This window comes from Pseudomonas sp. P1_F1_2 (assembly GCF_056405815.1).
In genome coordinates this window covers 1-13927 of record NZ_JBFUBK010000010.1, presented here as the reverse complement: position 1 = coordinate 13927, position 13927 = coordinate 1, and the positions used below count along the sequence as shown (strand labels likewise).

Here is a 13927-nt window from a genome sequence, read left to right as displayed (position 1 = left end):
CATTTTTGCTCTTTGCTTTGCGGGCTGCACATTCATGTGCCAAGTAGCCGCGCTAATTAAGGTCACACAGATGGACATGCAATCCCGAATTCGCCAGCTTTTTCAGGCCAGTATCGACACCAAGCAAATGGCGATGGACGTACTTGCACCGCACATCGAGCAAGCCAGCCAAGTGATGGTCAACGCCCTGCTCAATGAGGGCAAAATGCTTTCCTGCGGCAACGGCGGTTCCGCCGGCGATGCCCAGCACTTTTCCTCGGAGCTGCTCAACCGCTTCGAGCGTGAACGCCCGAGCCTGCCAGCCATCGCGCTGACTACCGACAGCTCGACAATCACCTCGATTGCCAACGACTACAGCTACAACGAAATCTTCTCCAAACAGATCCGCGCCCTGGGCCAGCCGGGCGACGTATTACTCGCGATTTCCACCAGCGGCAACTCGGCAAACATAATTCAGGCAATCCAGGCCGCACATGATCGCGAAATGATTGTCGTAGCATTGACCGGTCGCGATGGTGGCGGCATGGCGTCACTGCTATTGCACGAAGACGTCGAGATTCGCGTACCGGCCAATGTCACCGCACGCATTCAGGAAGTTCACCTGCTGGCGATCCATTGCCTTTGCGATTTGATCGACAGCCAATTGTTCGGGAGTGAAGAATGACCCCTAATCGCCTAGGCCTATTGGCCTTGACCCTGTGCCTCGGCATCAGCGGCTGCACCTCGGTGGTTAATGCCAGCCGTGAAGCGCCGATTGAGGATGACCGTGGCACACGCACCTTCGGCAGCAAAATCGACGACTCCCTGATCGATACCAAAGTCGGTGTAAACGTCGCCAAGGCCGACCCGGCCCTGGACAAGGACTCACACATTGTCGTCACCAGCTTCAACGGCGTGGTGCTACTCGCCGGGCAGACACCTCGCGAAGACCTCAAGGTCAAAGCCGAACAGGCCGCTGCCGCTGTTCAACGGGTAAAAACCGTCCACAACGAATTGCAGATTCTGCCGCCCTCCTCTTTGCTGGCCCGCCAGAACGACGCGTGGCTGACCACCAAGATCAAGGCCCAGATGCTCACCGATGCCAACATCCCCGGCTCGCGGATCAAGGTTGTGACCGAAAACGGCATCGTCTACCYGTTGGGCCTGCTGACCAAACAGGAAGCCGCTCAGGCGACCAACCTGGTACAAGGCGTTTCAGGTGTACAGAAGATCGTGAAGCTGTTTGAGTACATCGACTGACATCCACCCTGCAAGGAGCACGGCTTGCCGGCAATGGCGCCCTTGAAATCGCCATCAACCTGTAGGAGCACAGCTTGCTGGCGATAGCGCCTTCAAGATCGCCATCGCCGGCAAGCCGTGCTCCTACACGCAATAAAAAAGGCGATCCATCCGGATCGCCTTTTTTATTACTTCACCACTTTCAAACTGGGTCGACCACTGGGACGCGGCGGCTCGCTGTCGGGTGGCGGAAGATCATCATCCGGCTCGATCTCTTCCTCGTCTTCCATAGGCGATTCCAGATCGAACACCATGCCCTGGCCATTCTCCCGGGCGTAAATACCCAGAATCGATGCGATAGGCACGTACAAGGTGTGCGGCACACCGCCGAAACGCCCTTCAAAACTGACCGCCTCGTTATCCATGTGCAGGTGACGCACAGCTTGTGGCGACACGTTCAGGACAATCTGTCCGTCACTGGCAAAACCCTGAGGCACCTGCACCGATGGATATTCGGAATTGACCAGCATGTGCGGGGTGCAATCGTTGTCCACAATCCACTCGTAGAGCGCGCGGACCAGATAAGGTCGACTGGAGTTCATAGCGGCTCCTTAAGCCTTAGCGCATATCGCGTTCGACACCAGACAGACTTGCCTGGAAAGCCTCACGCGCAAACGAGCGCTCCATGTAATCAAGCAGCGGCTTGGCAGGCCGCGGCAGTTCAATACCCAAAATTGGCAATCGCCAGAGTATTGGCAATAGGCAGCAATCCACCAGACTTTGTTCCTCGCTGAGGAAAAATGGCTTGTCGGCGAACAACGGCGACACACCCGTCAGGCTTTCGCGCAACTCTTTACGAGCGACAACGCGGGCGGCTTCCTTGGTCCGCGAATCCAGGATCAGATCCACCAGGCCACACCAGTCACGCTGTATACGATGAATCAGCAAACGGCTGTTGGCACGCGCCACAGGATAAACCGGCAGCAAGGGCGGGTGCGGGTAACGCTCATCCAGATATTCCATCACCACGGTCGACTCCCACAACGCCAGGTCACGATCGACCAGGGTGGGCAGGCTTCCGTAAGGGTTCACCTCAATCAGTTTAGGCGGCTGACGACCAGCTTCCACGTAAATGATCTCGGCGCTGACACCCTTCTCTGCAAGTACGATACGCACTCGGTGGGAATAGTGGTCGGCGGGGTCGGAGTAACAGGCCAACCGATTGGTCACGCCCATGGCGGTCCTCCTCGCTTGTAGAAATTATCGAAAGCGGAAAAACGAGCGCGCCCAGAGGGCGCCTCCCGTAACGACTGGTTCACCAGGCTCGTTACACCTTCAGAGGCGCCCTTGGGCGCGCGCGATTAACAGCAATAGCTTGAAGCTTTATCAGTGCACATCTTTCCAGTATTCGCGCTTGAGCAAATAAGCGAATACGAAGAAGAATGCCAGGTACAGCAAAACGTATGTACCTATGCGCTGATGTTGCAGCTTAACCGGGTTAGCCGAGTAAGCCAGGAAGGTTACCAGATTCTTGACCTTCTCATCGAACTGCTCTTGGGTCAAAGCACCGCTTTTCGGCACGATGGTCAACTGATCGCACGCTTCATGGGTCAGCGCCGTACCGGTCAGAGGATCAAATTGCTTCTTGCCGTCTTCGACGATCTGAACCTGCTTGCAACCCACGACCTGACGGCCTTGCAGACCCGCCAGGACGTTAGGCATACCCACGTTCGGGAAGACCTTGTTGTTCACGCCCCATGGACGCGACGGATCTTCGTAGAACGACTTCAGGTAGCCGTAGAGCCAGTCAGTACCACGAACACGAGCCACCAGCGTCAGGTCGGGCGGAGCCGCACCGAACCAGGCCTTGGCGTCTGCCGGCTGCATGCCGATGCTCATGTGGTCGCCAATCTTGGCGCCCGTGAACACCAGGTTCGAGAGCATCAGATCATGGGGAATGCCCAAGTCATCGGCGACACGTTCGTAACGCTGGAACTTGGCGCTGTGGCAACCCATGCAATAGTTGGCAAAGGTACGCGCGCCATCCTGCAGGGCAGCCTTGTCAGAAACGTCGATATCGACCTTTTCCAGCTCGGGACCACCGTGTTCGGCCGCGAAGGACAGGACAGGCAGAGCAGCAAAAATCAGTGCAAAAAATAACTTTTTCATCAGCCAGTCACCCTTTCCGGAACCGGTTTGGTCTTCTCGAGCCTGGTGTAGAACGGCATCAGAATGAAGTAGGCGAAGTACAGGAAGGTGCACACCTGCGACAGCAACGTCCGCTCTGGAGTTGGCGCCAACACGCCCAGCACGCCCAGGATCACGAACGAAATGCAGAACACCCACAGCCAGATCTTGCTCAGCCAGCCTTTGTAGCGCATCGACTTGACCGGGCTACGGTCCAGCCACGGCAGGACGAACAGCACAGCAATGGCGGCGCCCATGGCGATAACGCCCAGGAGCTTGTCCGGAATCGCCCGCAGAATCGCGTAGAACGGCGTGAAGTACCAGACCGGAGCAATGTGCTCTGGGGTCTTGAAGGCGTTCGCCACTTCGAAGTTTGGCTTCTCGAGGAAGTAGCCGCCCATTTCCGGGAAGAAGAACACGATCGAGCAGAAGATGAACAGGAACACCACCACGCCGACGATATCTTTCACGGTGTAGTACGGGTGGAAGGCAATGCCGTCCAGCGGTACGCCGTTTTCGTCTTTGTACTTCTTGATGTCCACGCCGTCCGGGTTGTTCGAGCCGACTTCGTGCAACGCCAGAACGTGCAGCACCACCAGACCGAGAATCACGATTGGCAGGGCAACAACGTGCAAGGCGAAGAAGCGGTTCAGGGTAATCCCGGAAATCAGGTAGTCACCACGGATCCACTGGGTCAGGTCGTTACCGATGACCGGGATCGCACCGAACAGCGAGATGATCACCTGGGCACCCCAGTAGGACATCTGGCCCCACGGCAGCAGGTAACCCATGAAGGCTTCAGCCATCAGCGCCAGGTAGATCAGCATGCCGAACACCCACACCAGCTCACGCGGCTTCTGGTACGAACCGTAGAGCAAGCCACGGAACATGTGCAGATAGACCACGATGAAGAACGCCGAAGCGCCAGTGGAGTGCAGCAGACGCAGGATCGAGCCGTACTCGACGTCGCGCATGATGTATTCGACGGACGCAAACGCCTCTTCCGCCGACGGGGTGTAGCTCATGGTCAGCCAGACACCGGTGACGATCTGGTTGACCAGAACGAGCAGCGCCAGGGAACCAAAGAAATAGAAGAAGTTGAAGTTCTTCGGGGCGTAGTACTTGCTGAGATGGTCTTCCCACATTTTGGTCGCGGGAAAGCGCGCATCAACCCAATCCATGAACTTGCTCATCACGCTTTCTCCGTATCGACGCCAATGACAATGATGTCATTGGTCTCATAGGAATGCGGGGGAACTGGCAGGTTCAAAGGCGCAGGTTGCGACTTGTAGACGCGGCCAGCCAGATCGTAATGGGAACCGTGGCAAGGGCAGAAATAGCCACCTACCCAGTCCTTGCCCAGATCAGCGGGTGCCACTTCGGGACGGAAGGTCGGAGAGCAACCCAGGTGCGTGCAAATACCGATCAGCAGCAGAATCTCTGGCTTGATCGAACGCAGCTCCGGATCAACATATGTAGGTTGCGTGGAGTTCTTGGAATCCGGATCGGAGAGCTGGCCCTCGATCTTTTTCAGGTTCCCCAGGATTTCCTCGGTACGGCGGACAATGAAAACCGGCTGGCCGCGCCACTCAGCAATCATCTGCTGGCCTGGCTCGATTTTGCTGACATTCACTTTCACCGGTGCACCTGCGGCTTTCGCCTTGGCACTGGGAAACCATGACCCCACGAACGGGACCGCAGCCCCCACCGCTCCTGCAGCACCCACCACGGATGTGGCTGCTACCAAGAAGCGACGCCGGCCTGCATTCACGCCGTCATTGCTCATTCAGTCCTCTCCCATCAGCTTTGTGGCCTGTTAAATCAGGCATCTACTAAGTAAATCTATGTGCTTATAAAAATTTTGCCGAATGGTAATGAAAAGCCCCAATTCTGACAAGGTAATTACCGAGGGGCTCCACTGCCAAGCCTTGTAGTATAGGGGCTCTACGGATGTGGCAAGTTGTCACAGCGCAATTCTTTGATAATCGCACGCACAAAAAAAACGCCCAGCTCCGTGAGGAAACTGGGCGTTCTTTTTTGAACGTGAAAGCGTATTAACGCTTCGAGTACTGCGGACGCTTACGCGCTTTACGCAGACCGACTTTCTTACGTTCAACTTCACGAGCATCGCGAGTAACGAAGCCAGCTTTGCGCAGAGCGCCACGCAGGGTTTCGTCGTACTGCATCAGAGCGCGAGTGATACCGTGGCGGATTGCGCCAGCTTGACCACTTACACCACCGCCGATCACGGTGACGTAGATGTCGAACTTCTCGACAGTCTCAGTCAATTCCAGCGGCTGACGAACTACCATGCGGGCAGTTTCGCGGCCGAAGAAATTATCCAGCGAACGGTTGTTGATGGAGATGTTACCAGTACCCGGACGCAGGAAAACGCGTGCGGTTGCGGTCTTGCGACGGCCAGTGCCGTAATTTTGAGTCGCCGACATAATGAACTATTCCGTTAAAACTTCAGTTCTTGGGGCTGCTGAGCAGTATGAGGGTGTACAGCGCCCGCATAGACTTTCAGCTTACGATACATGTCGCGACCCAGCGGGTTCTTAGGCAGCATGCCTTTGACCGCGGTCTCGATCACGCGCTCAGGGGCTTTAGCGATCAGCTTTTCGAAGTTGATCGACTTGATGCCGCCCGGGAAACCGGAGTGGGAGTAGTAGATTTTGTCGGTGGTTTTAGCACCGGTTACACGAATCTGCTCGGCATTGATAACGACGATGTAATCGCCGGTGTCAACGTGAGGAGTGTACTCAGCTTTATGCTTGCCACGCAGACGGCTCGCGATTTCGGTGGCCAGACGACCCAGGGTCTGACCTGCAGCGTCGACGACAAACCAGTCGCGCTGTACTGTTTCCGGTTTAGCAGTAAAAGTTTTCATTCTTTATAGCCTCAGGGGCCGCCCTGTAAATTAGACGGCGGATCTTACTGAATAGTGCGTACTTTGACAAGTCAAAGGCAGCCGGATACAGACGCTTTCGGGGGCTCGGGTCGGCGCGTCCGTTCAACGGCAAGATTCTTCGGCGGCGGCGCATCACTTCCACTGCAGAAAGAGGTGCGCAATTATGCAGATTGCGAAAAATAATTCAACCTGCTTTTATGATTGTTTTGCTCAAGGAGCACCCGATGGACTATCGCCAGCTAGGCCGAACCAATCTGAATGTGAGTGCCATCTGCCTCGGAACCATGACCTGGGGCGAGCAAAACAGTGAAGCTGAAGCCTTCGCCCAGATTGAACGGGCCAAAAATGCCGGGATCAATTTCATCGACACCGCCGAAATGTACCCGGTGCCACCCAAGGCCGAAACCTACGCCACCACCGAACGCTACATCGGCAATTACTTCAAAAGTCGCGGTGATCGCGCCGACTGGATCCTCGCCAGCAAGATCGCCGGCCCCGGCAACACCATCGATTACATCCGCGACAAGAACCTGCGCCACAACCGCCAGCACATCACAGAAGCCGTAGATGCCAGCCTCAAGCGCTTGCAAACCGACTACATCGATCTGTATCAACTGCACTGGCCCGAACGCAGCACCAATTTCTTCGGCCAATTGGGCTACAAACACAAGAGCGAAGCCAATCTCACGCCGCTGGAAGACACCCTCGAAGCGCTGGACGGGCAGGTCAAGGCCGGCAAGATCCGCCACATCGGCCTGTCCAACGAAACGCCATGGGGCACCATGCGCTTCCTCGCCCTGGCCGAAGCCCGTGGCTGGCCGCGCGCCGTGTCGATCCAGAACCCGTACAACCTGCTCAACCGCAGCTTTGAAGTCGGCCTGGCAGAAATCGCCATTCGCGAACAATGCGGCCTGCTCGCTTATTCGCCGCTGGCGTTCGGTTTTCTCTCGGGCAAGTACGAAGGTGGCGCGCGCCCACCGAAAGGCCGCCTGAGCCTCTACAGCCGCTTCAGCCGCTATTTCAATCCACAATCGGAAGCAGCGTGCAGCCGTTACGTCGCCCTGGCCCGTGAACACGGTCTGGACCCGGCGCAGATGGCATTGGCATTCGTGACCCAGCAACCGTTCGTCACCAGCAACATCATTGGCGCGACGACGATGGAACAACTGGAGAGCAATATCGCCAGCTTCGAGCTGAAGCTGTCGGATGAAGTGCTGGAGGGGATTGAGGCGATCCACAAGGATCACCCGAACCCGGCGCCTTGATGGATTCATAGATCCAATCGCGAGCAGGCTCACTCCTACAGGTTTTGCACAATCCCTGTAGGAGTGAGCCGGCTCCGGGCGGCGTTCCGACGATAGCGGTCTGATAATCACCGCAAGGTCAAAGCGACCGCGCAATAATCTCTTTCATGATCTCGTTGGTGCCGGCATAAATCCGCTGCACTCGCGCATCTGCCCACGCCCGGGCAATCGGGTATTCCCACATGAAGCCGTAGCCGCCATGCAACTGCACGCATTCGTCGAGCACCTTGCATTGCAGGTCCGTGCCCCAATACTTGGCCATCGCCGCTGTCGGCACATCCAGTTTGCCTTGCAGGTGCAACTCCAGGCAGCGGTCGACGAAAACCCGGCCAATCTGGATCTCGGTGGCCATCTCCGCCAGCTTGAAGCGTGTGTTCTGGAAGTCGGCAATCGCCTTGCCAAACGCCTTGCGCTCGCGGGTGTAGTCCAGCGTCCATTGCAACGCAGCTTCAGCGGACGCAAGCCCGCCGACGGCCACGGTGAGGCGTTCTTGCGGCAGTTCCTGCATCAGGTAAGCGAAGCCCATACCGGCCTGTCCCAGCAGGTTTTCCTTGGGGACACGAACGTCCTGGAAGAACAGCTCCGACGTGTCCTGAGCCTTCATACCGACCTTTTCCAGACGCTTGCCCTTGTCAAAACCCGGTGTGTCGGCCTCCACCAGAAACAGGCTGGTGCCCTTCGCCCCGGCCTTTGGATCAGTCTTGGCCACGACAATCACCAGGTCCGCCAGAAAGCCGTTGGTGATGAAGGTTTTCGACCCATTGATGACGTACTCGTCGCCATCCAGCACCGCCGTGGTCTTTACCCCTTGCAGGTCGGAACCGGCACCCGGCTCGGTCATGGCGATCGCCGTGACCATCTCGCCTGACACCAGTTTTGGCAGGTATTTGTGCTTCAGCGCTTCACTGCCGTAATGCAGGATATACGGCGCCACGATGTCCGAATGCAGGGAAAAACCGATCCCGGTCAACCCCAGGCGTCCGACCTCTTCGATCACCACCGCGCTGTACAAAAAGTCTGCCCCCAGCCCGCCGTATTCCTCCGGCAAGTGCGAGCACAGCATCCCCGCCTCCCCCGCTTTATTCCAGAGCTTGCGGTCGATAAAGCCTTGTTTTTCCCATTGTGCATGGAACGGCACGGCTTCTTTTTCGAGGAACGTTCGCACGCTGTCGCGAAAGAGTTCGTGCTCGGAACTGAACAAGGTTCTGGGGATCATGCGGCACCTGTCGTTATTGTTAGAGGACTTGACCTCCAGAGACTAAGCCTCGCGTCCGACACAGGACACTGGACACATCCGACAAAAAATAAGACGATCCAGCCGTTTGATGACCACTTTCCCTTATAAAAATAAAGTTGAATTATGTCTAAGCAAGTCTCCACGCCCCTGCGGCGCGTCAGCATCCTGGCGATCGACCGGGTTTTCGCTTCCACCCTCATGCAAGCCAAGGATTTCTTCCATCTGGCCAGCCTGCGCTATGGAAAACAGCTGGGCCAGGGCCTGACGCCGACCTTCGAAACCCGTCTGGTCAGCCCCGATGGCAAACCGGTGAACAGCTTCAGCGATGTGATCATTCCAGTGGACGGCGGCCTGGAAAATGCCGATGTCATCATCCTCCCTGCCTTCTGGGACGACTTCGACACCCTCTGCAAACGTTATCCACAGGTCCTGCCATGGCTACGCGAGCAACATGCTCGCGGCGCGGTGTTGTGCGGCGAAGCGACCGGGGTGTTCTGGCTCGCAGAGGCGGGCCTGCTCAACGGCAAGGAAGCGACCACTTACTGGCGTTTCTTCAACGCTTTCGCCGAGCGCTTTCCACAGGTTCAGCTCAATCAGGACAAACACCTGACCGACGCCGACAACCTGTATTGCGCTGGCGGCACCACCTCGGCCTGCGACCTCTACATCTACCTGATCGAGCGCTTCTGCGGCGCCAACGTATCGCAAGCCGTGGCGCGGGACATTCTGTATGAAGTCCAGCGCAGCTATTCACCGGGGCGCATCGGTTTTGGTGGGCAGAAGCTGCACCAGGACGTGATCATCCTGCAGATCCAGCACTGGCTCGAAGACCATTTCGCCGACAAATTCCGTTTTGAAGACGTGGCCCGCGAACATGGCATGAGCATTCGCAACTTCATGCGCCGCTTCCAGACCGCGACCGGCGACAAGCCCCTGCATTACCTGCAACGCCTGCGCATCGAAACAGCCAAGGGCTTGCTGTCCGGCAGCCGAAAGAGCATCAAGACCATCAGCTATGAGGTCGGTTACGACGATGCGAGCTTCTTTGCGCGCCTGTTCCGTCAACACACCGAACTGTCCCCGAACCAGTATCGGCAGCAGTTTCAGCAGGCGGCTTAGTCTTCAGCGCATAAAAAAGGGCCTGCATTTGCAGGCCCTTTTTATTTACCGAATCTGTTTAAGGCTTATGCGCCCGAGACAGGAATTCGTGGGACTGCATCTCCAGCAGACGGCTGAGCGTGCGCTGGAACTCGAAGTTCAAGCGGCCGCCGGTGTAGAGGTCTTTAAGCTCGACTTCGGCAGAAATGATCAGTTTGACGTTACGGTCGTAGAACTCGTCGACCATGTTGATAAAGCGACGGGCGATATCATCAGTGGTGACACTCATCTGCTCGACATTGCTGAGCAATACGGCGTGGAAAATCTTGCCCAATTCGATGTAATCGTTCTGGCTACGCGGGCCATCGCACAGTTCACGGAAGTCGAACCAGGCCACGTCATCGCAGGTGCGCACGGCACGGATAGCGCGATTCTCGATCATCAGCACGTCGTTTTCGACCGCTGCCGTGCATTCCGGCGTCAGCGCACGGAAGCTCTTGCGCAGGCTTTCCTGAGCGGCTTCATCCAGCGGAAAGTGGAACAGCTCCGCTTGTTCAAGGTGACGCAGACGGTAGTCGACGCCGCTGTCGACGTTGACGATGTCGGTGTTCTGCTTGATCAGCGCGATGGCCGGCAGGAAGCGCGCACGTTGCAGACCGTCCTTGTACAGACCGTCCGGCACGATGTTCGAAGTCGCGACCAGGGTCACGCCGTTCTTGAACAGTTCTTCCATCAAGGTGCCGAGAATCATGGCGTCGGTGATGTCGGAAACGAAAAATTCATCGAAGCAGATCACTCGCGACTCGTCGGAGAAACGCTTGGCGATGATGGTCAGCGGGTTCTTTTCGCCGCCGAGGGTCTTCATCTCTTCGTGCACACGCTTCATGAAGCGGTGGAAGTGAGTACGGGTCTTTTCCTTGAACGGCAGCGCTTCGAAGAAGGTGTCGACCAGGTAAGTCTTGCCGCGACCCACGCCACCCCAGAAGTACAGGCCCCGGACCGGCGCCTGCTCTTTCCTGCCAAACAGTTTGCCGAGCAGGCCCGGTTTGTTCTGCGAGGCCGCGACCAGATCGTCGTACAGGCGCTGCAAATGGCGCACGGCCGTTTCCTGCGCGGCGTCATGGAAGAATTCCGGGCGCTTCAGATCAGCTTGATATCGTTCTAGGGGCGTCATAATTCGTTAGCAAGGCAACAAAAACGGGCCGTCACTGTAGCGATGGCCCGTGGGAATGGCAATCGGCCCTTGGTCGGGACGAGCCGCTGATTTATTCCTGAACCGGTGTCAGCGCAACGCGTAGGGCGTCGATGGCGATGTCGCGGGCCGAGCTGTCGGCGAACGCCGGGCTGTCTGCCACGCACTCGCCTTCCAGCCAGACGCTGAAGCTCAGGTCTTCGTTGCGCACGTCCAGAGGCTGGCCTGCTTGCAGTTGCTTGGTCACTTGGCCTGCGGTTTTGCCATCGGCGAAGTTACGCGACAACAACAGTTGCTCGCCATCGGCCGCCAGCAGACGGAAGCGGAAACTGCCGTCGTCTTCGCGGAAGCTGACGAATCGCGCAGCCTTCGCGRCTTTCTTCTTGGTGGTGGCGGCGACTTGCGTCTGAGCCACGAAAGAACGCAGGCCGACCGCTTCACGCAGTTCGTGGAGGAACGGCGTCGCGACTGCACGGGCCTTTTTGGCGCCCACTTGCAGCATGTCTTCGAGGTCCGCCGGGCGTTCGATCAACTGGTGATAACGCTCGCGGGACTCGCCCAGTTCGCTGTCGAGCAGTTGGAACAAACGATTCTTCGCCTCGCCCCAACCCAGGCCCTGCAACAGTTCGCTGCGGAACTCATCAGACTGAGCTGGCGTAGCAAACGCCTGGAACAGTGTGAACAGGTGCGAGTTGTCCGGGTCCTTGGCTTCACCCGGTGCGCGGGAGTCGGTAACGATCCGCGAAATCGCGTCCTTCATCTCTTTGGCGCTGCTGAACAACGGAATAGTGTTGTCGTAGCTCTTCGACATCTTGCGACCGTCGAGGCCTGGCAGCGTGGCAACGCTTTCTTCGATCAATGCCTCAGGCATGGTGAAGAATTCCTTGCCCTGACCGAACAGATGGTTGAAGCGCTGGCCGATGTCGCGGGCCATTTCCACGTGCTGGATCTGGTCGCGACCGACCGGCACCTTGTGTGCGTTGAACATCAGAATGTCCGCGGCCATCAGCACCGGGTAGCTGTACAAGCCCATGGTGATGCCGGCGTCCGGGTCTTCGCCGGTCTCGACGTTCTTGTCCACCGAGGCCTTGTAGGCGTGGGCACGGTTGAGCAGGCCCTTGGCGGCGACGCAGGTCAGCAGCCAGGTCAGCTCGGGGATTTCCGGGATGTCGGACTGGCGGTAGAACGTCACGCGATCCACATCCAGGCCACCGGCCAGCCAGGTCGCGGCGATTTCCAGACGCGAGCGCTGGATACGCAGCGGGTCATCGCATTTGATCAGGGCGTGGTAGTCGGCCAGGAAGTAGAACGAATCGGCATTGCTGTCACGGCTGGCGACAATCGCCGGGCGGATGGCGCCGGCGTAGTTGCCCAAGTGTGGCGTGCCGGTAGTGGTGATGCCGGTGAGGATACGGGTACGAGTCGTCATGGGTAATCGCTTGTCAGACTGCAATCAATTCGAAAGACGCGGCAGGATCAGATCCTTGAGATCGGTCAGCTTGCCATGAAAAAAGTGTCCGCATTCTGCCACTTTCAGCAGCTCATGGGGGCGATCGAGTTTCTCGGACCAGTCGTAGACGGCTTGCGGGTCGATCACTTCGTCGGTTTCCGGCTGGATCAGGGTCAGCTCGCCGTGTTGCGGCAGTTGATCCTGATCGCCCAGGCGCATCACCGCCGGCGCAACCATGAACAGGTGCTTGATCTGCTCCCCCTGCGCTTCCAGGCGCCCGCCGAGACTTGCGGCAACAAAACCGCCGAAGGAAAAACCGAACAGGGTCAGTGGCAAGTCAGGGTGCTTGGCCCGCAGCCATTCGGCGGCTGCCTGAGCGTCGTCGACCTCGCCGGTGCCCATGTCGTGCGTGCCTTCACTAGCGCCGACGCCACGGTAATTGAATCGCAAGGTAATCAAACCGGCGTCGCGCGCGGTGCGCTGCAGGGTCGAGACTACTTTGTTGAGCATGGTGCCGCCCTGCACCGGGTTCGGGTGGCAGATCAGCGCAATGCCGCGTGGCTGCTCATTATCCAGATACAAAGCTTCCAGTTGACCCACCGGGCCATCAATCACTACATGGGTTTCGCGCATAAGCAAGGAAGGAACTCCGTGACCTCGAATCGGGTCGACTCGTCTAGCAAATTGTCTGTGCCAATCTATTGCGAGTGAATCGCGGTATACAGCGCAGGTTCGAGCCGTTAACGTAAAGCAAAGCCGTTTATAGAGGAAGGACTCGTGGAACACTCGCTCTTAGTTTGGTTGTTACCGACTCTTGCCCTGGTTGTGGGTGTCGCCATTGGATTCCTGATCGCTCGCCTGGTGCCGAATGCCGCGCCCAGCAGCACGCAACGTCAGCTGGATGACATTCAGGAACGTTTCGACAGTTATCAGAACGAGGTGGTCACCCACTTCAACAGCACTGCAAACCTGGTCAAAAAACTGACTGCGAGCTATCAGGAAGTTCAGGATCATCTCGCCGAGGGTGCCAACCGCCTGGCCCTGGACGAGCAGACTCGCCAACGCTTGCTGGCCGCCCTGCACGCCGATGCGACGACGGCCCCACGCGAGCGTCTGACGCCGCCGCGCAATCAGGAGCCGCCTCGCGACTACGCACCCAAGTCCCCGAACGCGCCGGGCATGCTCGATGAGCATTACGGACTGAAGAAGTAATCAGGTTTCGCGCGACACAAAAAAGCCCGCCCGATCTGTTGAGGATCGGGCGGGCTTTTTTACGCCTGGGGTTCAGTCAGGTTGGTATAGGGATTGCGCTTATTTCACGTCACCATAG

The 13927-nt window shown here is 57.6% G+C and carries 16 protein-coding genes; 5 read left to right on the top strand and 11 right to left on the bottom strand.

Going from position 1 to position 13927, the window contains the following annotated elements:
• Positions 1–70 precede the first annotated feature (70 nt).
• Both AC1D2P_RS04795 and AC1D2P_RS04790 read left to right on the top strand, forming a co-directional pair.
• A complete protein-coding gene (locus tag AC1D2P_RS04795) occupies positions 71–664 on the top strand; it encodes a phosphoheptose isomerase (RefSeq protein WP_046026706.1) in 594 nt (197 codons plus the stop codon).
• Positions 661–1239 (top strand): BON domain-containing protein, encoded by a 579-nt coding sequence (locus AC1D2P_RS04790; RefSeq protein WP_477811326.1) that lies wholly within the window; start codon positions 661–663, stop codon positions 1237–1239. Before AC1D2P_RS04795 ends, AC1D2P_RS04790 begins: the two co-directional genes overlap by 4 nt.
• A gap of 167 nt (positions 1240–1406) precedes the next feature.
• Here AC1D2P_RS04790 and AC1D2P_RS04785 read toward each other — a convergent pair whose 3' ends face one another.
• The 7 genes from AC1D2P_RS04785 to rplM form a co-directional block, all read right to left on the bottom strand.
• Positions 1407–1820: a ClpXP protease specificity-enhancing factor gene (locus AC1D2P_RS04785; RefSeq protein WP_046026708.1), complete on the bottom strand. Its 414-nt coding sequence runs from the start codon at positions 1818–1820 to the stop codon at positions 1407–1409.
• A 16-nt stretch (positions 1821–1836) separates the two neighbouring features.
• Complete coding sequence (locus AC1D2P_RS04780) at positions 1837–2454, bottom strand: glutathione S-transferase N-terminal domain-containing protein (RefSeq protein ID WP_007905304.1); 618 nt, start codon at positions 2452–2454, stop codon at positions 1837–1839.
• Positions 2455–2604: 150 nt separating this feature from the next.
• On the bottom strand, positions 2605–3387 hold the full coding sequence (locus tag AC1D2P_RS04775; protein ID WP_046026709.1) for a cytochrome c1: 783 nt from the start codon (positions 3385–3387) through the stop codon (positions 2605–2607).
• Positions 3387–4598, bottom strand: coding sequence for a cytochrome b (locus AC1D2P_RS04770; protein WP_046026710.1), 1212 nt, complete (start codon positions 4596–4598; stop codon positions 3387–3389). The genes AC1D2P_RS04775 and AC1D2P_RS04770 overlap by 1 nt, the downstream gene beginning before the upstream one ends.
• Complete coding sequence (gene petA, locus AC1D2P_RS04765; protein WP_046026711.1) at positions 4598–5191, bottom strand: ubiquinol-cytochrome c reductase iron-sulfur subunit; 594 nt, start codon at positions 5189–5191, stop codon at positions 4598–4600. Before petA ends, AC1D2P_RS04770 begins: the two co-directional genes overlap by 1 nt.
• A gap of 268 nt (positions 5192–5459) precedes the next feature.
• Positions 5460–5852 carry a 30S ribosomal protein S9 gene (gene rpsI / locus AC1D2P_RS04760; RefSeq protein WP_002555064.1) on the bottom strand — a complete coding sequence of 131 codons (393 nt, stop codon included), beginning with the start codon at positions 5850–5852 and terminating at the stop codon, positions 5460–5462.
• Between the two features lie 14 nt (positions 5853–5866).
• Entirely contained in the window at positions 5867–6295 is a 429-nt protein-coding gene (gene rplM / locus AC1D2P_RS04755; protein ID WP_007905295.1) for a 50S ribosomal protein L13, read from the bottom strand.
• Between the two features lie 245 nt (positions 6296–6540).
• Between rplM and AC1D2P_RS04750 the strand changes: the two genes are divergently transcribed.
• Complete coding sequence (locus tag AC1D2P_RS04750) at positions 6541–7581, top strand: NADP(H)-dependent aldo-keto reductase (protein WP_477757962.1); 1041 nt, start codon at positions 6541–6543, stop codon at positions 7579–7581.
• Between the two features lie 118 nt (positions 7582–7699).
• On the opposite strand, the gene AC1D2P_RS04745 is transcribed toward AC1D2P_RS04750, so the two are convergent.
• Positions 7700–8836 carry an acyl-CoA dehydrogenase family protein gene (locus AC1D2P_RS04745; protein ID WP_109787522.1) on the bottom strand — a complete coding sequence of 379 codons (1137 nt, stop codon included), beginning with the start codon at positions 8834–8836 and terminating at the stop codon, positions 7700–7702.
• A 243-nt stretch (positions 8837–9079) separates the two neighbouring features.
• Here AC1D2P_RS04745 and AC1D2P_RS04740 point away from each other — a divergent pair, with 243 nt between their 5' ends.
• Positions 9080–9976: a GlxA family transcriptional regulator gene (locus AC1D2P_RS04740; protein WP_175649035.1), complete on the top strand. Its 897-nt coding sequence runs from the start codon at positions 9080–9082 to the stop codon at positions 9974–9976.
• Positions 9977–10034: 58 nt separating this feature from the next.
• Here AC1D2P_RS04740 and zapE read toward each other — a convergent pair whose 3' ends face one another.
• The 3 genes from zapE to AC1D2P_RS04725 form a co-directional block, all read right to left on the bottom strand.
• Positions 10035–11129 carry a cell division protein ZapE gene (gene zapE, locus AC1D2P_RS04735; RefSeq protein WP_223523190.1) on the bottom strand — a complete coding sequence of 365 codons (1095 nt, stop codon included), beginning with the start codon at positions 11127–11129 and terminating at the stop codon, positions 10035–10037.
• 91 nt (positions 11130–11220) lie between these two features.
• The gene (locus AC1D2P_RS04730) at positions 11221–12576 is read right to left on the bottom strand and encodes a tryptophan--tRNA ligase (RefSeq protein WP_477811325.1); all 1356 of its coding nucleotides are present in this window, start codon (positions 12574–12576) and stop codon (positions 11221–11223) included.
• Positions 12577–12600: 24 nt separating this feature from the next.
• Positions 12601–13230, bottom strand: a complete 630-nt coding sequence (locus AC1D2P_RS04725) for an alpha/beta hydrolase (protein WP_477758036.1) — start codon at positions 13228–13230, stop codon at positions 12601–12603.
• A 144-nt stretch (positions 13231–13374) separates the two neighbouring features.
• Here AC1D2P_RS04725 and AC1D2P_RS04720 point away from each other — a divergent pair, with 144 nt between their 5' ends.
• Entirely contained in the window at positions 13375–13809 is a 435-nt protein-coding gene (locus tag AC1D2P_RS04720; RefSeq protein ID WP_223523185.1) for a Z-ring associated ZapG family protein, read from the top strand.
• Positions 13810–13927: the final 118 nt, after the last annotated feature.